General features: G+C 65.8%; 20 protein-coding genes. 6 read left to right on the forward strand and 14 right to left on the reverse strand.

The window, feature by feature from the left end; genetic code table 11:
* Positions 1-15 precede the first annotated feature (15 nt).
* The 8 genes from GV035_RS21310 to GV035_RS21345 all read right to left on the reverse strand — a co-directional run bounded on the left by GV035_RS21310 (position 16) and on the right by GV035_RS21345 (position 8504).
* Entirely contained in the window at positions 16-471 is a 456-nt protein-coding gene (locus tag GV035_RS21310; RefSeq protein WP_159836932.1) for a MaoC family dehydratase, read from the reverse strand.
* Complete coding sequence (locus tag GV035_RS21315; protein WP_159836933.1) at positions 468-1622, reverse strand: acyl-CoA dehydrogenase family protein; 1155 nt, start codon at positions 1620-1622, stop codon at positions 468-470. The genes GV035_RS21310 and GV035_RS21315 overlap by 4 nt, the downstream gene beginning before the upstream one ends.
* Before the next feature lie 15 nt (positions 1623-1637).
* Entirely contained in the window at positions 1638-2837 is a 1200-nt protein-coding gene (locus GV035_RS21320; RefSeq protein WP_159836934.1) for an acyl-CoA dehydrogenase, read from the reverse strand.
* 12 nt (positions 2838-2849) lie between these two features.
* A complete protein-coding gene (locus tag GV035_RS21325) occupies positions 2850-4031 on the reverse strand; it encodes a lipid-transfer protein (protein WP_159836935.1) in 1182 nt (393 codons plus the stop codon).
* A 131-nt stretch (positions 4032-4162) separates the two neighbouring features.
* On the reverse strand, positions 4163-5236 hold the full coding sequence (locus GV035_RS21330; protein WP_236572681.1) for an MBL fold metallo-hydrolase: 1074 nt from the start codon (positions 5234-5236) through the stop codon (positions 4163-4165).
* Positions 5237-5298: 62 nt separating this feature from the next.
* Positions 5299-6441 carry an acyl-CoA dehydrogenase family protein gene (locus tag GV035_RS21335; RefSeq protein ID WP_159836936.1) on the reverse strand — a complete coding sequence of 381 codons (1143 nt, stop codon included), beginning with the start codon at positions 6439-6441 and terminating at the stop codon, positions 5299-5301.
* 23 nt (positions 6442-6464) lie between these two features.
* The gene (locus tag GV035_RS21340) at positions 6465-7706 is read right to left on the reverse strand and encodes a thiolase family protein (protein ID WP_159836937.1); all 1242 of its coding nucleotides are present in this window, start codon (positions 7704-7706) and stop codon (positions 6465-6467) included.
* Positions 7707-7733: 27 nt separating this feature from the next.
* Positions 7734-8504: an enoyl-CoA hydratase/isomerase family protein gene (locus tag GV035_RS21345; protein ID WP_159836938.1), complete on the reverse strand. Its 771-nt coding sequence runs from the start codon at positions 8502-8504 to the stop codon at positions 7734-7736.
* Between the two features lie 185 nt (positions 8505-8689).
* Between GV035_RS21345 and GV035_RS21350 the strand changes: the two genes are divergently transcribed.
* From GV035_RS21350 to GV035_RS21360, 3 genes are all read left to right on the forward strand, one after another.
* On the forward strand, positions 8690-11392 hold the full coding sequence (locus GV035_RS21350; RefSeq protein WP_159836939.1) for a LuxR C-terminal-related transcriptional regulator: 2703 nt from the start codon (positions 8690-8692) through the stop codon (positions 11390-11392).
* A gap of 101 nt (positions 11393-11493) precedes the next feature.
* Positions 11494-12588: a helix-turn-helix transcriptional regulator gene (locus GV035_RS21355; protein ID WP_159836940.1), complete on the forward strand. Its 1095-nt coding sequence runs from the start codon at positions 11494-11496 to the stop codon at positions 12586-12588.
* Positions 12585-13406, forward strand: a complete 822-nt coding sequence (locus tag GV035_RS21360) for an SIR2 family NAD-dependent protein deacylase (RefSeq protein ID WP_236572682.1) — start codon at positions 12585-12587, stop codon at positions 13404-13406. Before GV035_RS21355 ends, GV035_RS21360 begins: the two co-directional genes overlap by 4 nt.
* Before the next feature lie 14 nt (positions 13407-13420).
* Here GV035_RS21360 and GV035_RS21365 read toward each other — a convergent pair whose 3' ends face one another.
* Both GV035_RS21365 and GV035_RS21370 read right to left on the reverse strand, forming a co-directional pair.
* Positions 13421-16885, reverse strand: coding sequence for an ATP-binding protein (locus tag GV035_RS21365; RefSeq protein WP_159836941.1), 3465 nt, complete (start codon positions 16883-16885; stop codon positions 13421-13423).
* A 3-nt stretch (positions 16886-16888) separates the two neighbouring features.
* Entirely contained in the window at positions 16889-18154 is a 1266-nt protein-coding gene (locus GV035_RS21370; protein ID WP_159836942.1) for a metallophosphoesterase family protein, read from the reverse strand.
* Positions 18155-18302: 148 nt separating this feature from the next.
* Between GV035_RS21370 and GV035_RS21375 the strand changes: the two genes are divergently transcribed.
* Positions 18303-18554: a hypothetical protein gene (locus tag GV035_RS21375; RefSeq protein ID WP_442859581.1), complete on the forward strand. Its 252-nt coding sequence runs from the start codon at positions 18303-18305 to the stop codon at positions 18552-18554.
* A gap of 12 nt (positions 18555-18566) precedes the next feature.
* Here GV035_RS21375 and rsmA read toward each other — a convergent pair whose 3' ends face one another.
* From rsmA to GV035_RS21395, 4 genes are all read right to left on the reverse strand, one after another.
* Positions 18567-19376 (reverse strand): 16S rRNA (adenine(1518)-N(6)/adenine(1519)-N(6))-dimethyltransferase RsmA, encoded by an 810-nt coding sequence (gene rsmA / locus GV035_RS21380; protein ID WP_159836943.1) that lies wholly within the window; start codon positions 19374-19376, stop codon positions 18567-18569.
* Between the two features lie 19 nt (positions 19377-19395).
* Positions 19396-20385: a 4-hydroxythreonine-4-phosphate dehydrogenase PdxA gene (gene pdxA / locus GV035_RS21385; RefSeq protein WP_159836944.1), complete on the reverse strand. Its 990-nt coding sequence runs from the start codon at positions 20383-20385 to the stop codon at positions 19396-19398.
* A gap of 5 nt (positions 20386-20390) precedes the next feature.
* Positions 20391-21755, reverse strand: a complete 1365-nt coding sequence (locus GV035_RS21390; RefSeq protein WP_442859582.1) for a peptidylprolyl isomerase — start codon at positions 21753-21755, stop codon at positions 20391-20393.
* 71 nt (positions 21756-21826) lie between these two features.
* Positions 21827-24217 (reverse strand): LPS-assembly protein LptD, encoded by a 2391-nt coding sequence (locus GV035_RS21395; RefSeq protein WP_159836946.1) that lies wholly within the window; start codon positions 24215-24217, stop codon positions 21827-21829.
* 269 nt (positions 24218-24486) lie between these two features.
* On the opposite strand from GV035_RS21395, the gene GV035_RS21400 reads away from it, so the two are divergent.
* Positions 24487-25512: an aminoglycoside phosphotransferase family protein gene (locus GV035_RS21400; protein ID WP_159838143.1), complete on the forward strand. Its 1026-nt coding sequence runs from the start codon at positions 24487-24489 to the stop codon at positions 25510-25512.
* A gap of 15 nt (positions 25513-25527) precedes the next feature.
* A complete protein-coding gene (murU, locus tag GV035_RS21405) occupies positions 25528-26229 on the forward strand; it encodes an N-acetylmuramate alpha-1-phosphate uridylyltransferase MurU (protein WP_159836947.1) in 702 nt (233 codons plus the stop codon).
* The last annotated feature ends 4 nt before the right edge of the window (positions 26230-26233 follow it).

A 26233-nucleotide genomic window follows, 5' to 3' on the forward strand; every position in this document is an offset into this window, starting at 1 on the left:
GTCGAGAAGTGAGGTTCAGGGAAACAGACGCATGATCGATTCAGCGACGCACGCGGGTTTGTCCGAGCCTTCGCATTCAACGGTCATTTCCACTTTGACTTGCGCGCCGCCGTGCCCGATCGCATCCCACGCGAGCAGCCGGAAGTGCCCACGTACTCGCGCGCCCACTTTGACCGGCGCGACGAAGCGCACCTTGTCCAGACCATAGTTGAGGCCGCTTTTCGTTTCCTTGACCTCGAACGCGGTGGCGAGAAATGCCGGCAGCAGGCTTAACGTGAGAAAGCCGTGCGCGATGGTGGCGCCGAACGGCCCGCTCTTCGCGCGCTCGACATCGACGTGAATCCATTGGTGATCGCCCGTTGCGTCCGCGAACAGATTGACGCGCGCCTGGTCGATGGCGAGCCACTCGCTCGTGCCGATGGATTCGCCCACGAGCGGCTGCAAGTCCGCGATCTTGTCGAAGCTCTTCATGCCTGTATGTCCCCTTGAAGCAAGGCGTGTTGCAATTGCGCGGCGCAAGCCGCTTCGTGACGGTCGCTGCTGCCGAACAGCACGTCCGCGACGACCGCGCGCTTGTAGTAATGGCCGACCGCATACTCCTCGGTCATGCCGATGCCTCCGTGAAGCTGAATCGCCTGCGCGCAGACGAACTTCGCGGCGCGGCCAATCAGCGCCTTTGCTTGCGACACCGTGCGCTGGCGCGCGGCGGCGTCATCGTCGTGCAGGAGAGATCCGAGCAGCGCGAACAGCATCGAACGCGCGATTTCCAGTTCCGCCGCCATGTCCGCCATGCGATGCTGCAACGCCTGGAAGCTGCCGATCGGCACGCCGAACTGCTTGCGCATCTTGAGGTAATCGGCTGCCATTTCGATGGCCTTTTCGATCGCGCCGATCAGTTCCGCGCACAGCGCCGCCGTGCCGTGCGCGAGCCCGTGTTGCAGCGCCGCGAGTCCGCTTCCCGGTGCGCCCAGCACGGCGTCCTCGCGCACGGTTACGTCTTCGAGGGCGATCTCGGCCGCCCCGGTTCCGTCGTGCAGGCGCAGCGGCCGGCATATCACGCCGGGCCGCGACGCCGCGACGAGAAAGAGCGTCAGCGGGCCGCTGTCATCCATCACGGCCGAAACGATGTACGCGTTCGCGCCCGGCGCCCCCAGGACCAGCGTTTTCGTGCCGCGCAGCGAGTAACCGTCCGCGGTGCGGGTGGCTCGCGTTCGCACCGGCTCCGAAAAGCCGCGCGATGGCGCTTCGCTGTACGCGAGCGCGAGCCGCAGTGAACCATCGGCGAGTTGCGGCACGATGTGATCGAGCTGCGAAGGCGCGGCGGCAGCCACGAGCGTTTGCGCAGCCAGCACGGCGCAGCCGAGATACGGCTCGACGACCAGCGCGCGGCCGAGCTCCTGCGCGATCAGCGCGGTATCTATCACCGAGCCGCCTAGCCCGCCGTACGCTTCGGGCAGCGCGGCGGCAAGCCAGCCGTTGTCCGCGAACGCCTGCCAGTGCCTGGGTTCGCTGGCGCCGCTCTTGATTAGCGCGGCGCGCGCCTCGAACCCGCATTCCTTCTCTGCGAAGCGGCGCACGCTGTCCTGCAGCAGTTGCTGCTCGGAATCCAGTTTGAAATTCATGTTCGGTCGGCCCCGTCAGAGTTGGAACAGCATTTTCGCGATGATGCCGCGCTGCACTTCGCTCGTTCCGCCATAGATGGTGGATGCGCGCCTGAAGAACATTTCGTTCGCCTTGCCGCGCCCGGCCTGCTGATGCGGCAGCGGTTCGCCCGCCGCCGCGTCGTGAGGCTCGGGATACGCCACCGCGCCGTAATCGCCGAGCGCCTCGACGATGAACTCCGACAGGCGTTGCTGCAACTCCGTCCCGCGCACCTTGAGCATGGAACCCATCGCGTGCGCGGCGGGACTGTGGTCCTCTTCCATCGCGGCCACGCGCTTGACCATCGTCGCGATGGCGTTCACTTCGGCCTCGAAGCGCGCGAGCTTCTGCGCGAACTCCGGCTGTTCGATCAACCGTCCGCCGCCCGAACATTCGCTCATCGCAAGGGACCGAATTTGCGAGAGAAAGCGCCGGAGTATCGGCAGATCCGCCGCTGTCGCGTGCTCGTTGTTGAGCAGGAACTTGGTGATCTTCCAGCCCTCGCCCTCTTCGCCCACGCGGTTCGCGACCGGCACGCGCACGTTGTCGAAGAACGTTTCGTTGAGGTGATGGCAGTCGTCGATGCTGCGGATCGGGCGCACGGTGATGCCCGGCGTCGCCATATCGACGAGCAAGAAACTGATGCCCGCCTGCTTCTTCGCGTCGGCGTTCGTCCGCACGAGCAGAAAGATCCAGTCGGATTCGTGCGCGTAGCTCGTCCAGATCTTCTGGCCGTTGACGATGTAGTGATCGCCGTCGCGTTCGGCGCGCGTCGAGAGCGACGCGAGGTCGGAGCCCGAGCCCGGCTCCGAGAAGCCCTGGCACCACAGGCGTTCGCCGCTCAAGATGAGCGGACGATGCTCGGCCTTCTGCTCAGGCGACCCGAATTCGTTCAGCACAGGGCCGAAGAGCTTGTGCGCGAAGCCGTCCTGCGTCGGGGCGCCCGCCGCGACGCATTCCTCGTCGAACACGAGCCGTTGCATCACGGACCAGCCGGTGCCGTCATGCTGCTTCGCCCAGTACGGCGCGCCCCAGCCGCGTTCGTTCAGAATGCGCTGCCAGCGCACGAGATCGGCGCGCACGGAACGCACGCTGCCGACCGGCTTGCCCGCGAGATCGGCCGGCAGACTTTCGCGCAGAAAAGAGCGGACCTCCTTGCGGAATGCATCGAGGCCCGGATCAGGTTGGAAATCCATCGAACGCTCCGCTTAGTTGCGATACATCGTGACGACGCACGCGCCGCCGATTCCGACGTTGTGTTGCAGCGCGACGCGCGCGTTCTCCACCTGCCGGGCGCCCGCCGTGCCGCGCAACTGCTGAACCAGCTCGGTGCATTGCGCGAGGCCCGTCGCGCCCAGCGGATGCCCTTTCGACAGCAGGCCGCCCGACGGATTCACCACATGCCGGCCGCCATACGTGTTGTCGCCGTCATCGATGAACTTTGCCGCGCCGCCTTCCGGGCACAGTCCGAGCGCCTCGTAGGTGATGAGTTCGTTGTGCGCGAAGCAGTCGTGCAGCTCGATCACCTGCACGTCCTTCGGACCGATGCCCGATGCTTCGTACACCTGATTCGCCGCTTCCTGACTCATGCCGTAGCCCGCGACATAGCGCAGATCATCGCCCGTGAGCGATTCCGTGCGATCCGTCGTCAGCGCCTGCGCGGCGATCCACACGCGCGTGTCTAGCCCGTGACGCCGGGCGTAGTCCTCGCTGCACAGCACGGCCGCCGCCGCGCCGCAGGTCGGCGGACACGCCATCAGACGCGTCATCACGCCGGGCCACATCACCTGATCGGCCAGCACGTCTTCGGCAGTCACGACCTTGCGGAACACCGCGAGCGGGTTGTTCGCCGCGTGACGGCTCGCCTTCGCGCGAATCTTAGCGAACGATGCGAGCGGCGTATCGAAACGCTTCATGTGCTCCATGCCCGCGCCGCCGAAAATGCGCAGCGCCGGCGGAATGTCCTGCGGCACGCCGAGCCGCTCGCACTGCGCGAGAAATAACTCCGAGGGCAGCGGCCGGTCGTTGAAGTAGCTGCCGAGCGCGCCGGGATTCATCTGCTCGAATCCGAGCACCAGCGCCACATCGATGGCGCCCGCTTCGATCGCCTGACGCGCGAGGAACAGGCCCGTCGAGCCGGTCGAGCAGTTGTTGTTCACGTTGAAGATCGGCAGGCCCGTCATGCCGACGTGATAGAGCGCGCGCTGGCCCGCGGTCGAATCGCCATAGACGAAGCATGCGTAGGCCTGCTGGACGGACTCGTACGGCACGCGTGCGTCCGCGAGCGCCGCGCGCGCGGCCTCCGCGCCCATCAGATCGTACGTTTCGCTCGTACCCGGCTTCTTGAACGGCACCATGCCGACGCCCGCCACCACTACTTTGCGCGTCATATGTTCTCCTTGGATTTTTCGTCGTCTCGCGGTTCGACAGAACCGGCACCGGATCATCATAGGCAGCGGGCCGCCCGCGCTACACCCCTCGTTTCAAGGGGGCGCGCGTTGCAGTCCCGCGCGGCACCCTGTCAGGCGCGCATGCGGTACCAGAGTACGCCGTCGTCGTCCGCGTGCGAAGTCGACTCGCCGCTGGCGAGCAGATAGTTGAGATACGCCAGCGCCTCGCCCGTGGCAAGCGTATACCGGCTGAAGCGTTCTTCCTGCACCGCGCCGGCGAAGAGGGTGCCGAAGACGTCCACCGCGCGCCGAGGTTCCCAAAGGCGGTCACGCAGCCTGCCGAGCCCGCGCCGCACGCCGGCATCCAGCCGTTCTATGCGCTCGTGCAGTCCGTGAAACGGCTCATTGTGCGACGGCAGCACGAGCGCATCGACCGGAAGCGCGCGTGCGAAGCGCGTCAGCGAGGCGAGCCATTCGCCGAGCGGATTGGCGTCCGGTTCCACCGGATGCACCGACACGTTCGACGAAATGCGCGGCAAGACGTGATCGCCCGAAATCAGCACGTTCAATTCCGGGCAGTAGAGGCAGGCGTGCTCCGGCGAGTGCCCGAGCCCGACCTTCACGCGCCAGCGCCGCTTGCCGATCTCGATCGTCTGTCCGTCTTCGATCCGCCGAAAGCAGTCAGCCAACGGAAACACCATGCCCGCCGCGACGCCGTAGCGCGAGCGGTACTTGTCGAGCATTTCGTGGCGCCATCCGGCGCGGCGATAGAAGTGGACGGCGTCTTCCGGTGCGTCGCGGCCCTGCTCGGCGACGAACGCGCGGCACGTCAGATACTCGGCCCGCGTCATCCATACCTCGCAGTCGAAGCGCCGGGCCAGCCAGCCCGCCATACCCGCGTGGTCGGCGTGATGGTGCGTGGCGAAAACGCGCGTGATGCGGCGCGAGCCGAGTGGACCGGCGAGCAACGCCTCCCAACGCGAAGGCGCATCGGGCATGAAGAGGCCGGTGTCGACAATCGCCCAGCCGTCGCCGTCTTCGAGCGCCCAGACGTTCACATGGTCGAGCGACGCCGGCAACGGCAGGCGCATCCACAGGACGCCGGGCGCGACTTCGATTGCGTCGCCGTGAAAGGGAACGGCATCGAACGGGTAATGCAGTCCACCGCTCAACGCCGGGCGGACGGTCGATTCGTCGCTGTTCACGCGAGTCTCCGATGATCGGCGGTCTCGGATCGGACCGCTCGCTTCGCACGATAGGCGGCGCGTCAGGTGAACGCGGCAACGCCCGTGAGCGCGCGCGAGATGACGAGTTGCTGAATTTCCGTGGTGCCGTCGGGAATCGGGATGATGATCGCTTCGCGCAGGAGACGCTCGACGTTGAACTCCTTCGTGATGCCGTTGCCGCCATGAAGCTGCACGGCGTCGCGACACACGCGGACCGCCGACTCGGTGGCGAACGCCTTCGCCATCGACGCCTGCATGTCGCAGCGCACGCCCGCGTCAATCAGGCCGAACACGCGCTGGCACATGAGGCGCGATGCATCGACGAGAATCGCCATGTTCGCGATCTTCGCCGCGATCAGCTGATGCGAAGCGAGCACCTTGCCGAACTGCTTGCGCTCCTTCGCATACGCGATGGACTCTTCCAGCGACGCGCGCATGATGCCGACCGACAGTGTGCCGACATGCGCCCGCGCCGTTTCGAACACCTTCATGGTATTGCGCAGCCCGTGGCCTTCCTCGCCGATCAGGTTCGTGGCCGGCACGCGCGCATCGGTGATGAAGATCTGCGCGGTGGACTGCGAGCTCAACGCCATTTTCTCGATATTGCGCGATTCATAGCCGTGTTCCGCGCGGTCGATCAGGATGTGCGAGAGTCCCGTCTCCGTGCGGACCGTGCAGATGAGCACGTCAGAATAGACGCCGTTGGTGATCCACGTCTTCTCGCCATTGACGATGTAGTGGTCGCCGTCGCGCACCGCGCGCGTCTTGATTTCCGCGACATTCGAGCCGACGTCCGGCTCGCTGATGCCGATGGAGCCGAAAATCTTGCCCGCCAGCACGCCGGGCATGTAGCGGTCGCGCACTTCGGGGCGCGCGTTGAGCAGCATCGAGGCGAGCCCCATGTTGAGCATGACCGCGAGCGCCACATCGCACGAGCACGCCACGAGTTCTTCGAACAGCATGCCTTGCATGGTCATCGACCAGCCCATGCCGCCGTGTTCCGCCGGAACCGTGCAGCCCGGCAGGCCGAATTCGGCGATGCGCTGCGTCAGCTCGCGCATCTTCTCCTTCGGAATGAAGCGGTCGCGGTACTCGCGCGCGACGGGTTTGACTTCGGTTTGCAGAAACTTGCGGAAGCTCTCGACCGCGAGGTTCTGGTCTTCGGTGGGCAGTTGATAAGGCATGGTCTATCTCTTGGTTACTGGTTTCACGCGCGGCCGAAAATGCCGATGTGGTCGATGCTTTCTTCGACGCCCCACAAGCCGCCGCCGTTGCCTTGAATCGCGAAGCGCGCGCCTTCCACTTGTCGCGCGCCGCACTCGCCGCGCAACTGTTCGACGAGCTCGAAAATCTGCCCGAGGCCCGTTGCGCCGATCGGATGCCCCTTCGATTCCAGCCCCCCCGACGGATTGATCGGCAAGCGCCCGCCGATGCTCGTCTCGCCGCGCTCGGCCATGGCGCCGCTGTCGCCGGAGCGGCACAGGCCCAGGTTTTCGCACAGCGCGATTTCACCGATGGACGACGCGTCGTGCAGTTCGGCCACGTTGATGTCTTCGGGTCCGATGCCCGCTTCGTCGTAGGCCAGCTTCGCCGCATGAACGGTGATGTGGTTGGCGAGATCGTCGCCGTCGCGCGGCGAGGCCGAGCGCACCACCGTCGCGAGCACGCGGACCGCCCGCTTGCGGTCGAAACCGTAGCGTTCCAGCGCCGACTCCGTGCAGAGAATCGCAGCCGCCGCGCCGTCGGAAATCGGCGAGCACATCGGCAAGGTCAGCGGATACGTGATGGGCGGCGCCGCGAGAATCTCGTCGATGGTCATCGGCTTGCGATACTGCGACCGCGCGTTGTGAACCGAATGGTTGTGGTTCTTCGAAGACACCGCCGCGAACTGGCGCTGCGTGATGCCCAAGCGCGACATGAGTTGCCGCCCGATGCCCGCGTACACGTCCATGAACACGCTGTACGGCTTGTCCGACGTGGTGCCCGGCGGCGGGGAAATGTTCTTGCCGAGATCGACGATCTGCGCCGCGTTGGCTTCGGCGGTCTCGACGTCCCAGGCGGAATCGAACACCGAGAACATGCGCGCCTTGTCCGACGAGTACATCTTTTCCGCGCCCACGGCGAGCACGACATCGGCCATGCCGGCGCGCAACTGCGTCACCGCGAGGTGAAACGCGCTGCTCGCCGACGCGCACGCGCTCTCGACGTTATGAATGGGAATGCCGCCGAAGCCCGCCGGAATCAGCGCGACCTGGCCGCGAATCATGTGCTGGCCCTGCATGTGGCCCTGCGTCGTGTTGCCGAAGTACGCCGCCTGCACCCACTTGCGGTCGCAGCCGGAATCCTTGAGCGCATCTTCGACGGCCCACGCCGTCAGTTGCTTGACCGACTTGTCGAGGTGACGGCCGAACGGCGTCATGCCGACACCGACGATATAGACTTTTTCCATGTGGATACCTTGATGTTCGAGTGAGTGTCAGCAGCCCTTGAAGACCGGTTCGCGCTTCTCCGCGAAGGCGCGCAGCCCTTCCTTCACATCGTAGGAACGCTGATGATCGCGAAGCTCCAGCAGTTCGTGACGCAGCGCGTCGGCGGCGGATTTGTCCGGCGCTTCGTTCGCCACGCGCTTCATGCGGGCGAGCACGAGCGGGCTCTTCTTCGCGAGCTTGTCGCCGAGCGCCTGCGCGCGTGCCGCGAGTTCCGAGGGCGCGAGCACTTCGTTGACGAGACCGTGCGCCTTCAGTTCGGCGGCGCTCATGGCATCGCCCGTGAAAAGCAGATAGCGCGCGACGTTGACCGGCACCTTGCGCGGCAGAATGGCTGCGCCGCCCGCGCCCGGAAAGACGCCGAAGTTGGAATGCGCGTCGCCCAGCTTCGCCGACTCGGACGCGAGCACGATGTCGCATGCGAGCACGATTTCGAGGCCGCCCGCGAGCGCGAGCCCGTTCACCGCGGCGATGACCGGCTTCGGAAACGCGCGCAGCGTGTCGAAGAACTCGACGATCAGTTCGAGGAAATCGCGCACGCCCTCCGCAGGCGCGGCGGCGGCTTCGATGAGGTCGGCGCCCGCGCAGAACGCGCGCCCGTTGCCCGTCAGCACGACGGCGCGCACGCTGTCGTCGTTGCGCCATGCCTTGAGTTGCTCGGTCAAGCCGGTGGCCATCTCGCGATTCAGGCTGTTCATCGCGGCGGGCCGATCCATCGTCAGCCAGCCCACGGAACCCACGAGCGCATGTGAGAAACTCATCTCTCCTCCACAGTATTAGTAATTGCCTTCGTTGACGTTCGCGTTCGGGTAAGTTAGTTTCCGGTCATCCGATTCGCACCCCTCGTTCAGGGGGGGCCATCGCCGGCGGTCGAGCGACCGCCAAGCAGAGCTTCCCTCGCGCGGCTTTTGCGGCCGCCGCATCACTGCATCGACTAGGTGACGACTTGCCCACGCCTTTCACCAAACACCTGGTTTCCACCAAGTTTTCGCCGCCGCGCATCGGCGCACGGCACGTCCCTCGCACGAATCTGCTCGCGCAACTGGACCGCGTGCATCAGGCGAAACTCGCGCTCGTGTCCGGCAGTGCCGGTTACGGCAAGACCGTGCTGCTTGCCCAATGGCGCCAGAACTGCCTGAAGTCCGGCGCGGAAGTCGCATGGCTTTCGCTGAGCGCCGACGACGGCGGCTACGCGGATTTCTGCACCGAGCTTTTCGCGGCGATGCAGCGGCTCGGCATTTCGGTCGAAACCGACATGCCGCTCGACGACACGAGCGCCGGCGCGATGGACGCGGCGATCGCGGCCATCGTCGAAGGCGCGGTCGATTTGCCGAAGGACGTGTACCTCATCATCGACGACTATCACCACGTCGAAGCGCCCGCCGCGCACAAGTTCGTGCAGAAGCTGCTCGATCACGGGCCGGGCAATCTGCATCTCGTGATTTCATCGCGCGTGACACCGCCGCTCAGCCTGAGCCGGCTGCGCATGATGGGTCAGATCGTCGAAGTGGACAGCGCCGAATTGCCTTTCGATCTGCCGGAAACGCGGCATTTTCTCGACGAAAATCTCGGCCCCGGCAAGATCAACGCGGACGAGCTGAGCCTGATCCATGAGCTCACGAGCGGCTGGCCGTCGTGTCTGCAACTGATCGTCACGATGCTGCGCAACCGCCCCGAAGCGCGGACCATGCTTCAGGATCTCGTGTGGCGCTCCAATGATCTGCAGACCTATCTGAGCGAAGAGATCATCGCGCATCTGCCCGAGCAACTGACTGCGTTTGCCGAAAGCGTGTCGGTGTTCCGGCGCTTCAACGCGTCGCTGGCGCAGAGCGTCACGGGTCAGGCGAATGCGGCGGACCTGCTCAAGAAGATGGAGGACGACAACCTGCTGACCATCCGGATCGATTCGGACGACAGAATGATCTGGTATCGCCTGCATCGGCTCTTTGGGGAGTTTCTGGTCACGCGTCTGGAGCGGCGTGGCCGCGACGCCGTGAACGAACTGCATCGGCGCGGCGCGCGTTGGTTCGCGGAAAACGGGCTGCTCGCGGAAGCCATGCGCCATGCGAGTCTCGGCAACGATATCGAATTCGCCACCGGCATGATCGAGCGCGCCGCGCCCGCGACGTGGAACCTCGACTATCTCAGCCCGACGCTGCATCTGCTGGATCGCGTGCCGGAAGAAGTGCTGTTCCGTCATCCGCGCCTCCTGTTTCTCGCCTGCCTGACCGTTTCGCTGACGTCGCGTCCTGCGAAGGCGAAGGCGTGGCTCGCGCAATTGCGCAGCGGCGCGCACCCGGTTCCGCCGGAAATCGAGCGCAGTCTGCCGCTCGTCGAGGCGGCCATCGCGTTCCAGCATGACGACGCCGCGCGCATGATCGAATTGCTCGAACCTGTGCGCGACGCGGCGGTCGAGAACCCATTCCTGCGCTACATGCTGATCGCGGAACTCGGCGTGGCATACCGCTCGGCGGGCCGCTACGCGGACGCGAAGCGCCTCTTCGACACGCATCCGATCCCGCTTGCCGACCGCAACAACGACATGGCGCTCGTCGCCGAAGCGACGCTCGTATCGAATCTCATGTTCGAAGGCCGCATGCGCGATGCAGAACGTCTGGGCTCGGCGTTGCTCGCGCGATCGGTGAAGGCGGCGGGTCATCATTCGATCAGCGCCAACGTGTGCGCCGGGCTGCTCGCGGGCGTGTATTACGAACTCGACCGCATCGACGACGCCCGCGAGACGATCGCGAACCGGCGCGGCCTGCTGCACTCGTCCGGACCGGACGTGACGATCTGGGCTTCGCTGTGCCGCGCGAGGCTCGATCTTCTGCAGGAAGGCGCCGATGCCGCGCTCGCCTTTCTTCGGCAGCAGATGTCGCATTTGCAAAGCGTCGGGCAACCGCGCGCCGTGAGCTACATGCTGGCCGAACAGGTGAAAGTCCTGCTGGTGAAGGGTGATCGCACCGGCGCGAGCGAGACCGCCGCGCTGCTCGACGAACTTGCACGCACAGGCACGCCCGGCCCGCAGATTCGCGACGAAATCGTGGCCAACGCCGCGCTCACGCGTGCGCGCGTGCTGCGCAACGACGATCCCGCCGAAGCGTTGCGCGCGCTGGATATCGTCCGCGCGCATGCGGCCGGCTTCAACCGCGGCCGTCTGCTTGCGCTGGTGGATCTGCTCTCCGGCGCGGTGCTGGCAGACATGAAGCGCAGCGACGACGCGACCGCGTGCCTGCTTCGCGCGGTCCAGGCCGGGCGCGAACTGGGCCTCGTGCGGACTTTCGTCGACGAAGCGCAGATCGTCGGCAAGCAACTCGGCGCGCTCTTGCGCGACAAGCGGCTCGACGCATCCAATGTGGGCTATCTGGAGCAACTCGTTGAGAAGCTCGCCGATCTGGCCCAGGCGGACGATGCCGCCTCCTTGCTGCGACGCGCGAGCACGTCGAAGACGGAAGCGGTTCTCACGCAACGCGAAGTCGAGATTCTCGGGCTGGTCGCGCAGGCGATGTCGAACAAGCGCATTGCGCTCACGCTGAACATCACGCTCGAAACGGTGAAGTGGAATCTGCGGAACATCTTCGCGAAACTGGGCGTCTCGAGCCGCTACGACGCGATGGTCTGGGCGCGCAAGCAGGAGTTGATCCGGTAGCGCTGCGAGCAGCGAAGGGATGGTCCGGGCGGGCCGAGTTCGAGACACGTCGTGTCCCAATCGTTCCTATAATGAGGCGATAAAGCCTTCAGGAACGCTCCATGACCTCCAGTCTCGACGAAGCCATCCTCCGCGTACTGCCCACCGAACGCGACGCGGTCTCGTGGCTCTCGACGCCTGAGGTGCGCCGCCGGCTGGAAGAGCGCGGGCACCGCGTCGGGTACACGAAAAAGGTTCAGCGCCACCTCACCGCGCTGGAAGCGGACTCGCGCGTGATTTCGACCATCAACGGCCGCGAGCTGCTCTGGCAGCGCAAGCCGTGGCTGCACGGCCTTCAGGAAGGCGTCGGCCTGATGAGCGCGTCGGAGGCCGTGGCGTTCCATATCCTCCAGCGATTCGCCGGCAACAAGCTGCCCGCAGCGGTGACGAAAGACATCGATCCGCTTTTCAAGGCCGCCGAGGCGCGCCTTTCGCAAGAGAAAGCGGACAGCCGCATGTACCGCGCGTGGGCCGACAAGATCGATTCGGTGGATGGCGCGTTCACGCTGATTCGCCCGAAGCTGCGTCCGGAGATCTTCAACACGGTGGCCACCGCGACGTTCTTCGAGCGCGAATTGCTCGTGCAGTATCGCGCCGCCTACCGCAGCGAAAACAAGAACGACGCGCCGAAGACGAAGCGCCTCTGGCCGCTCGCGCTCGTCGAATCGGCGGGCGTCATGTACATGGTCGCGCAGGACCCGAGCCGCGCGCCGCGCGCCGGCGAAGGCGAGGCCGAATCGGCGCGCGCGCTGTATCGGCTGGATCGCATTCGGTCGGTGACGGAATCCGGCGAATCGTTCAGTTATCCGGATGATTTCCGCTTGCGCAAGTACATCGAGACGCAGCAGGCGTTCGACTTTCTCCCCGAGCCGGCCGTGAAGCTGGAGCTCGCGTTCGAAGGCAGCGCGGGCAATCAGTTGCGCGAATCGCCGATGTCGAAGGATCAGGAGATCGGCACGCTGCCCGATGGGCGCATGAAAGTGACCGGCACCGTCACGCCGAGTCTCAAGTTGCGCTGGTGGCTGCGCGCGCTCGGCGCGGGCGTCGAGATTCTGGCGCCGCAAGCGTTGCGTGATGAATTCGCGCAAGACTATCTGAAGCTCGCGAACCGCTATCGGCACGCAACGGCAAGCGCGCACGCAGGGGAAGCCGCATGAGCGACGAAGCGCTCGTCCAAGAGGCCGCAGCCTGGCTCGCCGACGCTGACGGCCTGCTTATCACCGCCGGCGCGGGCATGGGCGTCGATTCGGGCCTGCCGGACTTTCGCGGCCCGGAAGGTTTCTGGCGCGCATATCCGGCATTGCGGCATCACGGTTTCTCGTTCGAAGAGATGGCCAATCCCGACGGCTTCGTGCGTCATCCGCGTCTTGCGTGGGGCTTTTACGGGCATCGGCTGGCGCTGTATCGCGCGACGCAGCCGCACGAAGGCTTCGACGTGCTGAGGCGCTGGGGCGCGCGCATGCGTCACGGCGCGTTCGTCTTCACGAGCAATGTGGACGGCCAGTTCCAGCGCGCGGGTTTCGCCGCCGAGCGCATCGCGCAATGCCACGGCGCGATCCACGCGATGCAGTGCATCGACGCCTGCACGAACGACATCTGGCCCGCCGACGCGTTCGAGCCGGTCATCGACGAAAGCCGCTGCGAACTCGTCAACGCGCTGCCGCTGTGTCCGCATTGCGGGCGTGTCGCGCGCCCGAACATCCTGATGTTTGGCGACTGGAACTGGATCGACACGCAGTCCGCGCAAGAGGAACGGCGGCTCGCGGCGTGGCTTCGCGATGTCGAACGGCTCGTGGTCGTCGAACTCGGCGCGGGCCGCGCGCTGCCGACCGTGCGGCGCTTCAGCGAACGGCACGGGCCGCGCGTCGTTCGCATCAATCCGCGCGAGCACGGCATTGCGCCGGGCGTGGGCGTCGGCATCGCGGGCGGCGCGAAGGAAACGCTGCTGCGGCTCGATCGCGCGCTGAACGGCTGATGGCGCTTCGCGCTTCAGCCCATGTAACGCACGTTGACCTGCGGCCCGAACACCTCGCGCACCATGCCGACGAGATGGTCGTGGTGGCTCAGGAAGATGACCTGCGTGCGCTTCGCGATCTGCGCGAGCACGCGCAGGCCGGCGCGCGCGCGGCCATCGTCGAAATTGATGAACAGATCGTCCGCGACGAACGGCAGCGCCGATGCCTTCTCGGCGTGCTCCTCCAGCGCCGCGAGCCGCAGCGCGAGAAAAAGCTGATCGCGCGTGCCCTCGCTCATTCCGGCGATTTCGACATGCGCGCCGCTCGTCGCGCGAACGGCGGCGAGCGCCATCGGCTGGCGGTCGTAATCGACGACGAGCCGCGAAAACGCGCCGAGCGTCAGTTCCGCGAAGATCGCGCTCGCACGCGAGAGCATCGGACCCTGGCGGCGCTCGCGATAGCGGTCGATGGCCCACTTCAGCAGCGTCGATGCCGTCTCGACCTTGACGAAACGCTCGGCGGCGTCGGCCATGGCGGCGAGCGCCTCCTGACGTTTCGCCTCGGCGCGCGCCGCGTCGGCTTCACCCGAGATGGCGTCCAGCTCGCGTTGCGCGGCGTCGAGTTGAGCGGCGAGCGCGGTCGAGACGTTCACCGATTCGTTGATCGCGCCGCTCGTCAGCGAGAGTTGCGCCTGCACGCCCGCGATGTCCGCGCCGTCTACTTCTACGATCAGCGCGTCGAGCGGAAGTCCGTCGCCGCCCTTGATGAATGCGTCGCGCGCCTCGTTGACGGCGGCGGTCAGATCGCGCTTGCGTTGCGACTTCGCGATGCGCGCGGCAAGCAGTTCCGGCGTGTCCACGCCGGCAAGTTCATAGAGCGGGCGCAAGCTCGCACGCGCTTCGTCGAGGGCGGCTTTCGCGGCGCTCACCTGCTCGTTCGCCGTCGCGAGTTCACGGCGGATGCGTTGCGCCTCGCCGCGCGCCGCGCACGCGCTCTCCAGCCGCGACGACAATTCCGCCGAAACGCCGCTTGCTTCGAGCGCGGCGAGCGCGTGGTCGATGTGCGTTGCGAGCCGCGCCGCGTCCGATTCGAACGCCGCGAGGGACGCGCGCATCGGCTCGATCTGTTGCGAGCGGATGGCGTCGATCTGCGCAAGCTGATCGCCGACCTTCTTCACGATGCCGATGGCCGTCTCCGCCGCCGCCTGCGAGTCCGCTGCCACCGCGAGGCCCGCACGGCCGACCGCCGCCGACCACTCGCGCTGCCAGTGCTCGAAGGCTTCGCGCGCGCTCTTCTCGGCGCGTTGGCGCGCGATGCTTTCGGCGCGCGCCACGTCGAGCTGTTCGCTGACATGGCGCCGCGTCACCGCTGCCTCGTCGATGGCGCTGATATGGCTCTCTGCGATATCGCATAGCGCGTCGAGACCGGCGCGCACATCGGCAGGCACGCCCGCTTGCGCGAGTTGCCGCGCGAGTTCGGCGCGGCGCGATTGTGCATCGGCGGATTCGCGTGCGAGTTCGTCCGTGTGGCGGTCGAGCGTCTGCGATGCGACAAGCGCCTGATCGCGGCGCGCGAGCCACCACGGCACGTCGTCGAGCGCCATGTCCGTGATCTGCGATTGCGCGGCCAGCGCGCGCCACGCGGCGTCGAACTGATCGAGCGACGTCGCGGCGTCGCGTGCGGCTTGCTCGCGGCGCGCCACGGTTTCCTGTTCCACTGCCACGCGCCGCTTGAGCGCCATCAGTTGCGTTGCCTGGCCGACCGAGCCGAGTTGACGATCCGCCAGCCCGTCGGCGGCGTGCATCGCGGTTTCGAAGTGCGGCGCGGCTGTCGCGAGCGGCGTGTCGCCCGCGCGGATCGCGTGCCACGCGGCGTTGCGCGCGTCGCGGGCGTCGCGCACATCGGCGGCTGTCACCACGTCATGCGTCTGCACGAAGTCGCCCAGTTCGGTTTGCGTCGCGTGCAGCGCGTCTTGCACTTCCTTCAGCCGGTCGCCGGCCACCGCGATGCGCGACGCCAGCGCCTGCCGCTCGTCGCGCAGCGCAGCGATGCGCTCGGCGGCGGGCAGCGTCATCGCGCGCAGTTCGGACAGCGGCCGCGTCCACTTGCCGAGCGATGCGAGCGCCGCCTGCAATGCGTGGTCGGCATCGCGGCGCGCGTCGTCGAGGCGGCGTTGCGTCGCGTCGGTATCGCGCGACTTCTGCGCGGCCCGCAGCGCGGCGCGCAATCCAGGCACGACGTCGCAATCGGACAGCGCCGCGAGGCGCGTCTCCAAGGCCGCGATCTGCTCGACGCTTATCTGCGCCGCGCGCTCCGCGTTGCGCGCCGCGAGTTCCAGTTCGCCGCGATCGAGCATCAGGCTCGACACGACCTGCAACACGAGCGGACCCGGCAGCGACTGCCGGGCGCGCGTCTCGTCCTGCGGCCAGCCGAGTTGCGCGCTGTCTTGCGCGATCTGCCGCACGCGCACGGCGACCTCCTGTTCCAGCCGCGCGATCTCGTTCGCGTGATTCGCGCACTGATGCCGCGTTGCTTCGAGCGCGCGAATGTCGGATTCGACGGCGAGCAGCGCCTGATCGACGCGAATCTCGCTCAAGTCCTTCTTCAACTGATCGACCGCGCTCGTGTGCAAGTCGAGCGCGGTGTGCGCCGAGGCGAGCCGCGTGAGCGCGTTCTGAAGCGTCGCTTCGGCGTTGGCGGGGAGATCCGCGGTATCGCCGAGCGCGTCCAGTTCCGCGGACTTCGCGCGCCATACGTTGAGATACGGCGCGGCGCGTCGAATGCGCTCCAGCTTCGCGCGCACCGTTTCCAGTTCGGCGCGACGCGCTTCCTGCTCGCGGCTGCGCTCCTGCGCTTCTTCGACCGCGCCGTGCGCGCGACGCCACTGCGCCGTTCGCACGCTCGCGGCCTTCAGCGCGGCGCTGGCTTCGTCGTATTGCTTTTGCGCAACGTAGTACGCGCGCTCGCCCGATTTGCGCTTCGCCCAGAGGCTGTCCGCTTCGTCCGCGAGACGCTGGCGCACTTCGCCCAGACTCGCAATCCCCGCCGCCGATTGAAACAGCACCTGCCCGACATCGCTCGATGCATCCAGAATGCTTTGACCGCCGCGAATCAGCGCGGTGTGGTCGAGGCAATACATCTGTTCGAAGAAGCTCTTGTCGGCGGTGCCGAGGAACGGCGCGAGCGCATCGGCGGCGAGCGGGTCGCCATTCGGCGTCGCGAGCGGCGACTTGCGACTCTTCGTGCGATGAAACGCGAGCGCCGCGCCGTCTTTCTCCAGCTTCGCGCCGAGCCGCAGATCGCTTTGCGGATGCAGAAACGCGAGCGACGAGCTATGCGGCATGCCGAAGAGCAACTCGGAAATGGCTGTCTTGATCGTGGATTTGCCTGCCTCGTTCGGGCCGACGACGAAATGGAAATCGTGGTCCGCCAGCGGAAACTCGACGGCGTGATCCGTGAATTTGCCGAAGCGGATGAGATTGAGTTGACTGACGCGCATGCGTTACTCCGCGTCCGCGAGTTGCGCGATCAGGCCGGAGCGTGCGTCGCTCACGAGCTTCGCCAGATCGCCGTCGCGCACGCATTCGAGTTCGGGCACGGACTTCTGCAATTCGCTCGGCGCTTGCGTCGCAAGCGTGATGAGCCGGTCTTTCAGCATGGCGAGGAATTCGGGATCGGATTCGGCTTCGATCAAGAGGCCGTGGAGATCGGCGAGCGCGTCGCCGCCATCGGCTGAGCCCGATGCCGCGCGTTCGCGCGTGATCGGCTGCGTCGCCACTTTCACTTTTTCGAGCCACAAGCGGTCATGGCTGATCGCCGCGATCTGCGCAAGCACTTCGGCGCGCAGCTGCTTCTCGTTGGCGAAGAGTTCGCCGTGCGCCTTCGTCGCGCCCGTGATGCTCACGCGCACCGCGTGCGGCACGGGCCGCTCGGCCGCGTCGACCAGCGCCTCGAGCGCACGGCCCGCCGCGCGGGCGACTTCGTCGAGCGTGTCGAGGCCCGCCGCATCGACATTGACGCTTTCCCAGCGCAACACGTCGATAAAAAGCCGCTCGACGCTGACCTCATCCGCCTCGGACACGGTAACGATCACCGCGCCGCGCCGGCCCGTCTCGCGGATGGTGCGCCCCTGCAAATTGCCCGGAAACACGATGGTCGATGCTTCCTGCCAGATCGCGAATTCGTGAACGTGACCGAGCGCCCAGTAGTGATATTCGCGCGCGTGCAGTTCCGCGACCGTGCAGGGTGCGTAGCTCGCGTGCATCGCCGCGCCTTCGAGCGCCGTGTGCAGCACGCCGATGTTGAAATAACCGTCGACGGGCGGCGGATACGCGGTCACGAGATTCGTCGTCACCGCCTTGTCCTTGAAACTGTGGCCGTGCAGCGCGACTTTCAGCGCGTCGATGCGATACGTCTGCGGCTTTCGGGTCGAGAACGTGTGGACGTTGTCCGGCAACTGAAGCTGGCTCGTCATTTCGCTTTCGGCGTCGTGATTGCCGTACAGGAGGTAGACGGGAATGCCCGCGCGGCGCAGCTTCCCCATTTCCTTGCAGAAAAAGATGCCCGTGTTGTGATCGCGCCAGGTGCCGTCGTACAGGTCGCCCGCGATGACCATGAAGTCCACTTGCTCGTCGATGGCCACGGAGACGAGCTTCGAGAACGCCTCGCGCGTGGCGTTGCGCAGCATGTCGGCGGGCGCGTCGGCGTAGGCGGACAGTCCGTGCAGCGGGCTGTCGAGATGAATATCGGCCGCGTGAATGAAGCGCATGGCGCTGTCTCCTTTGAATGGGTGATCGCGCTTCTCTCGTGTTCGAACGACGATCGTTGCAGACATCCGGGACATGTCGCGTCTCGTTCGGCCAGCGCGACGGCGCCGCTCAAGAGACGCGAAATGTCCCGACGCGCACGCAGAATTCGTGAACGTCAACACGCAGCGAGGCAATCCGATGACAAGTCCCTACACCGCTCATAACGTCGACGCCGCCATCGTGCATCTGGAGCGCGTCTTGTCGGCTGAAGGCGCGAATTCGCTATTCGGCCAGACGTACTGGCGCAAGCGCGTGCAGCAGGTCAGCGCGACGCGCGGCTTGCAGCGCGATCAGCGCATCAGGCTGGAACGATTGATGAAGCTGCTCGCCTGTGATGCGTGCGAAGCGACGTGCCAATGATGAACCGACGAATCAACTGCGCTCAAGCGCCTGCGCCAGCGCGACGAACTCCGCCACCGGCACTTCTTCGGCGCGACGCGCGAGATCGAAGCCGAGCGCATCGAAATCGACCTTGTCGCGATATGCCGCGAGATTGTTGCGCAAAACCTTGCGACGCTGCGCGAACGCGGCCTTGACGACATCGCTCAGCACCGTTTCATTGACGGCCGGCAGTTCGTGCGGCGCGAACGGAATCATGCGGACGATCGCGGAGTTCACCTTCGGCGGCGGCTGGAACGACTCGGGCGGCACGTCGATCAGCTTGTCCATCACGTAGCGATATTGCAGCATGACCGACAAACGCCCGTATTCCTTGCTCGCGGGCTCGGCGATCATGCGCTCGACCACTTCGTCCTGAAGCATGAAGTGCTGGTCGATCACCTTCGGCGCGAACGCCGTCAGATGAAAAAGGAGCGGACTCGAAATGTTGTACGGCAGATTGCCGACGATGCGCAGCGACGGCTTGTCGTGAGCGAGCGCGAGCGTGCCGAAATCGAATTCGAGCGCGTCCGCCGAATGCACGACGAGCCGCTCGCCGAAGCGTTTTTCCAGCCGCCCGATCAGATCGCGGTCCAGTTCCACCGCGTGCAGCGGCGACTCCGCCGTGGCGAGGCGCTCGATGAGCGGCGCCGTGAGGGCGGCGAGCCCCGGCCCGATCTCGACCATGCGTTCGCCGCGCTGCGGCGCAATGACGTCGACGATGGAATCGATCACGCCCTGATCGACAAGAAAGTTCTGGCCGAAGCGTTTGCGCGCCAGATGGCCCTGGTGTCGTGTGGACATACGTTGTCGTTGTATGCAGTCAGGCGCTGCGTTTGTGGCGCGCCATGGTGACGGCGGCGTCGATGGCGGCGATCATGCTGCCGGGGTCCGCGCGGCCCGTGCCCGCGAGATCGAGCGCCGTGCCGTGATCGACGGACGTGCGAATGATCGGCAAGCCGAGCGTCACGTTGATGCCTTCGCCGAACGTCGCATACTTGAGCACGGGCAGGCCCTGGTCGTGGAACATGGCCAGCACGCAATCAGCGTCTTTCAGATAGCGCGGCTGAAACAGCGTGTCGGCGGGATACGGACCGGGCGCGTCGATGCCGAGCGCGCGGGCGCGTTCGAGCGCGGGCGCGATGACGTCGATTTCCTCGCGGCCCAGATAGCCGTTTTCGCCCGCGTGCGGATTGAGCCCGGTGACGAGAATGCGCGGCGCGGCAAGGCCGAAGTGCGCGCGAAGATCGTGATGGATGATGGAAAGCGTCTCGACAATGCCGTCGATGCTGAGCGCAGCCGAGACGTCCTTCAGCGGCAGATGCGTGGTCGCGAGCGCGACGCGCAACGGGCGCTCGCCCGTGCCCGCGAGCATCATCACCACGCGCGGCGTGTGCGTGCGTTCGGCGAGATATTCGGTGTGGCCGGTGAACGGCACGCCCGCATCGTTGATCGTGCTCTTTTGGAGCGGCGCGGTGACGATAGCGTCGAAGCGGCCCGCGACCGCGCCGTCGATAGCGGCATCGAGCAGGCCGAGCACGTAGCGCCCGTTCGCCGCGTTCAGCTTGCCGGCCTCGGCGGGCGCCGCGAGCGCGTGATGCTCGATCTGGATGAGATCGCCGTTCGAAGGCCACTTCGCGCCCGACCGCGCTTCGAGCAACGCGCGGTCGCCGAGCACGGTGAAGCGCACCGACGGCCAGCGCGCTTCTGCCTGACCGAGCGCCGCGGCGGTCAGCTCCGGACCGACGCCAGCCGGTTCGCCCGTCGTGATGGCGACGGAAAGCGGCCGGTCCGGATGCGCGGCGGTGCTCATACGGCTTACTGCTGCGCCTCTTGCGCAGCGATGCCCTTGTACTGCACGTACGCCGTGTCGCGCAGTTCGCGCAGCCAGTCGGAGTACGCCTGCTCGGCCTTGCGCTGGCCGATGGCCTGACGCGCGATATCGAGCTGCTGCGTGGCCGACCCTTCGGCGTCGCGGCGGCCGAGCACCTGAATCAGGTGATAGCCGTATTCGCTGCGCACCGGGTCGCTGACCGCGCCGTCCGGCAAGTTGTTCATGGCGCGCTCGAATTCCGGCACCGTTTCGCCGGGGCTGATCCAGCCGAGATCGCCGCCTTGCGACGCCGAGCCGTCCTGCGAATACGTCCGCGCGAAGTTGGCGAAATCGCCGCCCGCCGCCACTTGTTGCTTGATATCGACGAGCTTCTGGCGCGCGCTGGCTTCCGACATGCCATCCGACACGCGCAGCAGGATGTGGCGGACGTGCGTCTGCACGAGCTTCGGCGCATCGGCCGCCGTGCCTTCGCTCGCGCGGCGATCGACCAGCTTCACGATTTCGAAGCCGCCGTCGGTGCGCAGGAGCGTCGGCACGACCTGGCCCGGACGCAGCCCCGAGACCGCCGAGACGATGCCCGCCGGCAGCGTGGCCGGCGTGCGGAAGCCGAGATCGCCACCTTTGCTGGCGTCGGTGTCCTGCGAGTTTTGCTTCGCGAGCTTCGAGAAGTCGTCGCCGGCCTGCGCCTGCTTGAGCACGGCGTCGGCCTTCGCCTGCACCGCCGCGACATCCGATTCCGGCGCATTCGACGGCAGCTTGAACATGATGTGCTGTAGATGCAGGTCGCTTGCGTTGCGCGCGCCCGGTCCGCGCTGGCTGGCGATGTAGTTCGCCACTTCGCCATCGGACACGGTGATCTTGCTGTCGACTTCCTTCTCGCGCAGCTTCGAGAGCGTGAGTTCGGTGCGCGCGTCGCGCACGAAGGTGGCCCACGGCACGCCTTGCGCCTCGATGCGCGAGCGATAGACATCGAGCGTCATCTGGTTTTGCTGCGCGAGGCGTTGCAGCGTGCGGTTGACGGCGGCGTCGTCGATGACGATGCCGTCGTCCTTCGCCTTCTGCAACTGGATGCGCTCGAGCACCATCTGGTCGAGCACCTGCCGGCGCATCTGTTCGATGGGCGGCACCGGCGCATTCTGCTGCTTGAGCCGCTGCGCGATCAGTTTCGTGCGCTCTTCCAGCTCGCGCTGGGTGATGACGCCATCGTTCACCACCGCGACGACGGAATCCGCCACCTGCACATTCGAGTTCGACAACGCCTGCGCACCGGCCGGCGAACTCACCATCAGCGCCGCTGTCAGCGCGCCCGCGGCAATCGCCGTCGATCGAAACAGTTTCATGTTTGCCACAGATACTCCATCAAATCCAGACTTGACCCATTCGTGCGCTGCACGCCTTGACGGCGCTGTGTTGCCTCTTGTCACTCGTAGTCGCTGAAGCGAGCGAGCGGCGGAGCGGACGGCGGCGGCGGCTGATAACCCTGCACGCTGGCGCGGAACGCGCTGACGAGACCGTTGTCGACCTTCGACAAGCCCTTGAAGGTGATCTGCGCAAGCACGCGCGTACCCGACGAAGGCTGGCCGCTCGTGTTCACGCCGTTGGCATAACGCTGCGCGCCGAAGCCGAGCGCCCAGCAGTCGGCATCGTACTGGAAGCCCACGAGGCCGTCGACGAGCCGGTGGCTCGCGAGATCATAATTGACACGTGCGACGGCATAGAGACGGTTCGTCAGAGGCCATTCGCCGGAGACCAGCAACTGGTTGATCGGCTCGTTGACCAGCGTGGTCTGATTCGAGCGCGTGTACCGGTAGCCGACGTTGATGACCTTGCGGTCGGCCGGACTGAACGAAAAGCCGACGCTCGTACGCACGAGCTGGTTATTGTCGACATTATATTGGAACGCCGTTTCCGAGGCGAAACCAGCGCCCAGCTTGATTGCCGCGCCGGCGATCAGGTCCGAGTGCTTGGCCTCGTTGATCGGCTGATCCTCGCTGATCGTGACGCGCTGGCTCGTGAAATAGTACTGCTGCGCGATCACGAAACGCGCGCGCTCGTCGCCCGTCGCGGGATTGATGAAGCGCGTGGTCAGGCCGGCGGTCAGCCGGTTCGCGTCCGCGATACGGTCGTTGCCGACGAACGTGTTCGGCGTGTAGATCTCGGCGAGCCCGAAGTCGGCTTCGGCGGTATCGAAGATCGGCGCGAAATTCTGATTGCGATACGGCGTGTAGACGTAATAGAGCCGCGGCTCCAGCGTCTGAATGTAATCCTGCCCGAAGAGCCGCACGGAACGGTCGAACACGAGCCCCGTATCGAGACTGAACGTCGGGATCGACTCCGTGACGTTCTTCGGCTGCCCGGCGGGCGTGAGCGGCTGTCCCGCGACCGGCCCCGTCGCGATGTGGCTCAGGTCGTACGACGCGAAGTGCCACTGAATCTTCGGCGTGAAGAAATAGCCCGGCGCGTTGACCCCGTAACTCAGGTACGGGTTGAAGTACATGCGCTGACCGTCGGTCGCGCCTTCCTGCGTGATCGTGAAGCGCGTGAAGTCCGCTTCCGCGCCGTAATCGAAGCCGCCGACGTTGTACTTGTTGTACTGCACGTTCAACTGCGGCTCGCGTGCGTACGGCGGAATGGACGGCTGCAGCGTCTGCCAGCGTTGCTCGCGGCCGAGCACGGACCACGGTCCGTTGTTGTACGTCAGCCCGGCTTCCTGCTGATACAGCAACTGCGTGCCGTTCAGGAACTGGTTCGACGCGTTGCCGAGGTCTTCCGGATATTGATCGTCCGAAACCTTGTTGTAATTGACGTAGCCGCCAAAACCGCCGCCGAAATTCTGCCGATGCTGCCAGAAGATCGCATAGCGGTTCGTGTGCGTTTCACGGTCGTTCGGCAGGTAGTCGACCGTCAGCGAGCCCGAATACGTCGGCGACAGATAGCGGTAGTTCGCTTCGCCGAGCACACCGCGCCGCGACATGATGCGCGGCGTGACGGTCAGATCGCGATTCGGCGCGATATTGAAATAGTACGGGATCGTGGCTTCGAAGCCCGTCGTCGAACTCAGCGAAAACGTCGGCGGCAGCAGGCCGCTGCGGCGGTCGCCCGTCAGCGGGAACGAGAGCCACGGGCTCGCGAACACGGGCACGCCCTGGAAGAACAGCACGCCGTTATGCGCGATGCCCTCTTCCGAGCCGGTATCGAAATCGAACGACGAACCCTTGATGTACCACGCCGGATCGGTCTCGCACTGGCATGCCGTGTACGTGCCGTGATCGACGCGCGCGCGCTCGTTGTCGATCAGGTCGATGCGCTCCGCGCTGCCCGAGCCGCCCGTCAGATTGAAGTAATACTTCGGGTTCGTCATGAACCCTTCGTTCGAATCCACCTTCAGATGCGCTTCCGGGCCGACGAACGACACGCCGTTGTTGATCAGCCTGACATGACCGAAAGCGTCGGCCATGTCCGTATCCTGATCGTAATGCAGCGCGTCGGCCTTGATGACCGTGACGGTGCGGCGCACTTCGGCCGAACCCTTAGCCGCCATGTCCTCGTCCGACGTGCCGGTGGCCTTGTCGCCGAGCAGGAAGGTCGTGGGCTGCTGACCGCTTTTCAGCGGCCGTTCGAGCAACTGCGGCGCGAGACGCAGACTGCCGGGGCCGTCGATCGGCTGCGCGTCGGCGGCCTGGCCGGCGAGCTGCGCATGGGCCAGCGCGGGCATCAGGCCGGGCACGGAAAGCAGCGCGGCGACGAGCCGCCGCCGGCGTGGCTGAGCGTCGCCTTGATTCTTCGATGCGGGAAACTGTCGTGGCGGCATGTATGGGTGGCGGTTCGATCCCGTTCGCGCCGGACGCTCGATGCCGCCGAGTGAACGGCCGTATGAGCGGCCGATTGAGCCGCCGCGCTTCGCCCGCGTCATTGCCGTGGTCGAACCCGGCGGTCCGTCGCTATGCAGGGACGACACTCGATCGAACGATGGCGCGGCACGGTCGTCGGCGCCTGGCGCCAGGCGCGAACAGATAGCTCAAGGATCGCTTAAAAAAGTCGTGGGGTATTATATGGCAAGATGTTTTGCCTCTCGAATTTATGACGCACATTCCCGCCGATACCCGCTTCGAGCAACTCCGTTCCTGGCTTCAGACTTACGCCGAAACCTATCGGCTGAATCTGGATAGCCTCGCCCCCGCCTCCGCCGATGCCAGTTTCCGCCGCTATTTCCGTCTCGACTGCGATTCGGAACACGGCAAGACGCTGATCGCCGTCGACGCTCCGCCGCCCGAAAAATGCCGCGAGTTCGTGCAGGTCGCGGGCCTGCTGGAAGCGGCGAACGTGCATGTGCCCAAAATCTTGCAAACGGATTTCGACGCGGGTTTCATGCTCGTCACCGATCTCGGCACGACCCCATATATCTCCGTGCTCGATGAAAAGAACGCGCGGCCTTTGATGCGCGCGGCCATCGACACCTTGATCCGCTTTCAGCGCACGGCGCGCGAGGGCGTGCTGCCGCCGTTCGACGAGGCATTCCTGCGCCGCGAGATGGAACTGATGCCGGAGTGGTTCATCGGCCGCCACCTGGGCCGCGACGTGACGGCGGAAGAACGCCAGACACTCGACGACACCTTCTCGCTGCTCGCACAAAGCGCGCTCGCGCAGCCGCAGACGTTCATGTTGCGCGATTTCATGCCGCGCAATCTGATGGTGAGCGAGCCGAACCCCGGCGTGCTGGACTTTCAGGACGCGGTGTACGGCCCGATCACGTACGACATGGCTTCGCTCATGCGCGACGCGTTCATCAGTTGGGACGAGGAGTTTCAGCTCGACTGCATCGCGTATTACTGGGAGCGCGCGAAGAAGGCCGGACTGGACGTCGACCTGGATTTCGGCGAGTTCTATCGTCAACTGGAATGGATGGGCCTGCAGCGGCACATCAAGGTGCTCGGGCTTTTCGCACGCATCCATTATCGCGACGGCAAGTCGCATTATCTGGCCGATCTGCCGCGTTTCATCGGCTATGCGCGCAAGGTCGCGGAGCGTTATGCGCCGCTCTGGCCGTTCGCGCGCCTGCTCGATTCGCTCGAAGGCCGCGCGGTCGAAGTCGGTTATACCTTCTGATTCCCTGACCCGCGCATGACCGAATCTCTCAAGACGGCGATGATCTTCGCCGCCGGCCGCGGCGAGCGCATGCGCCCGCTCACCGACACGTGCCCGAAGCCGCTGCTGGAAGCGGGCGGCAAGCCGCTCATCGTCTGGCAGATCGAGCGGCTGGCGGCGGCGGGCGTCGAGACGATCGTCATCAACCACGCGTGGCTCGGCGCGCGGATCGAAGCGGCGCTCGGCGATGGCTCGCGCTGGGGCGTCGAATTGCGCTATTCGCCGGAGCGCGAGGCGCTGGAGACGGCGGGCGGCATCGCAAAGGCGTTGCCGCTGATCGGGCAAGGCGTGTTCATCGCGGTGAGCGGCGACGTGTTCTGCGACTTCGACTACGCCACGCTGCGGGACCGCGCCGACGTGCTCGCGCGCAGCGAAGAACCCGGCCTGCACCTCGTGATGACGCCGAATCCGCCGTTCCATCCGAATGGCGATTTCGCGCTGATCGACGGCAAGCTCGCGCTCGATGTCCGTCCGCGCTACACGTTCGGCAACATCGGTCTCTACGACACGCGCATGTTTCGCGATCTCGCGCCCGGCACGCGGCGCGCGCTGACGCCCTACTATCGCGAAACCATCGCGCAGGGACGCGCGAGTGGCGAACTCTACGAAGGCCGCTGGGAGAACGTCGGCACGCCGGAGCAGCTTCACTTGCTGGACATGGAACTTCGCGCACGCTGAGCGC

This window comes from Burkholderia sp. 8Y (assembly GCF_902506145.1).
Lineage (GTDB): Bacteria > Pseudomonadota > Gammaproteobacteria > Burkholderiales > Burkholderiaceae > Caballeronia.

Coding starts and splice junctions, on each gene's coding strand:
- GV035_RS21315 (WP_159836933.1), bottom strand. CDS start 1,622: ATGAATTTCAAACTGGATTCCGAGCAGCAACTGCTGCAGGACAGCGTG.
- GV035_RS21355 (WP_159836940.1), top strand. CDS start 11,494: ATGACCTCCAGTCTCGACGAAGCCATCCTCCGCGTACTGCCCACCGAA.
- GV035_RS21400 (WP_159838143.1), top strand. CDS start 24,487: ATGACGCACATTCCCGCCGATACCCGCTTCGAGCAACTCCGTTCCTGG.
- GV035_RS21370 (WP_159836942.1), bottom strand. CDS start 18,154: ATGCGCTTCATTCACGCGGCCGATATTCATCTCGACAGCCCGCTGCAC.
- GV035_RS21360 (WP_236572682.1), top strand. CDS start 12,585: ATGAGCGACGAAGCGCTCGTCCAAGAGGCCGCAGCCTGGCTCGCCGAC.
- GV035_RS21365 (WP_159836941.1), bottom strand. CDS start 16,885: ATGCGCGTCAGTCAACTCAATCTCATCCGCTTCGGCAAATTCACGGAT.
- GV035_RS21395 (WP_159836946.1), bottom strand. CDS start 24,217: ATGCCGCCACGACAGTTTCCCGCATCGAAGAATCAAGGCGACGCTCAG.
- GV035_RS21320 (WP_159836934.1), bottom strand. CDS start 2,837: ATGGATTTCCAACCTGATCCGGGCCTCGATGCATTCCGCAAGGAGGTC.
- GV035_RS21325 (WP_159836935.1), bottom strand. CDS start 4,031: ATGACGCGCAAAGTAGTGGTGGCGGGCGTCGGCATGGTGCCGTTCAAG.
- GV035_RS21345 (WP_159836938.1), bottom strand. CDS start 8,504: ATGAGTTTCTCACATGCGCTCGTGGGTTCCGTGGGCTGGCTGACGATG.
- GV035_RS21310 (WP_159836932.1), bottom strand. CDS start 471: ATGAAGAGCTTCGACAAGATCGCGGACTTGCAGCCGCTCGTGGGCGAA.
- murU (WP_159836947.1), top strand. CDS start 25,528: ATGACCGAATCTCTCAAGACGGCGATGATCTTCGCCGCCGGCCGCGGC.
- GV035_RS21335 (WP_159836936.1), bottom strand. CDS start 6,441: ATGCCTTATCAACTGCCCACCGAAGACCAGAACCTCGCGGTCGAGAGC.
- pdxA (WP_159836944.1), bottom strand. CDS start 20,385: ATGAGCACCGCCGCGCATCCGGACCGGCCGCTTTCCGTCGCCATCACG.
- rsmA (WP_159836943.1), bottom strand. CDS start 19,376: ATGTCCACACGACACCAGGGCCATCTGGCGCGCAAACGCTTCGGCCAG.
- GV035_RS21340 (WP_159836937.1), bottom strand. CDS start 7,706: ATGGAAAAAGTCTATATCGTCGGTGTCGGCATGACGCCGTTCGGCCGT.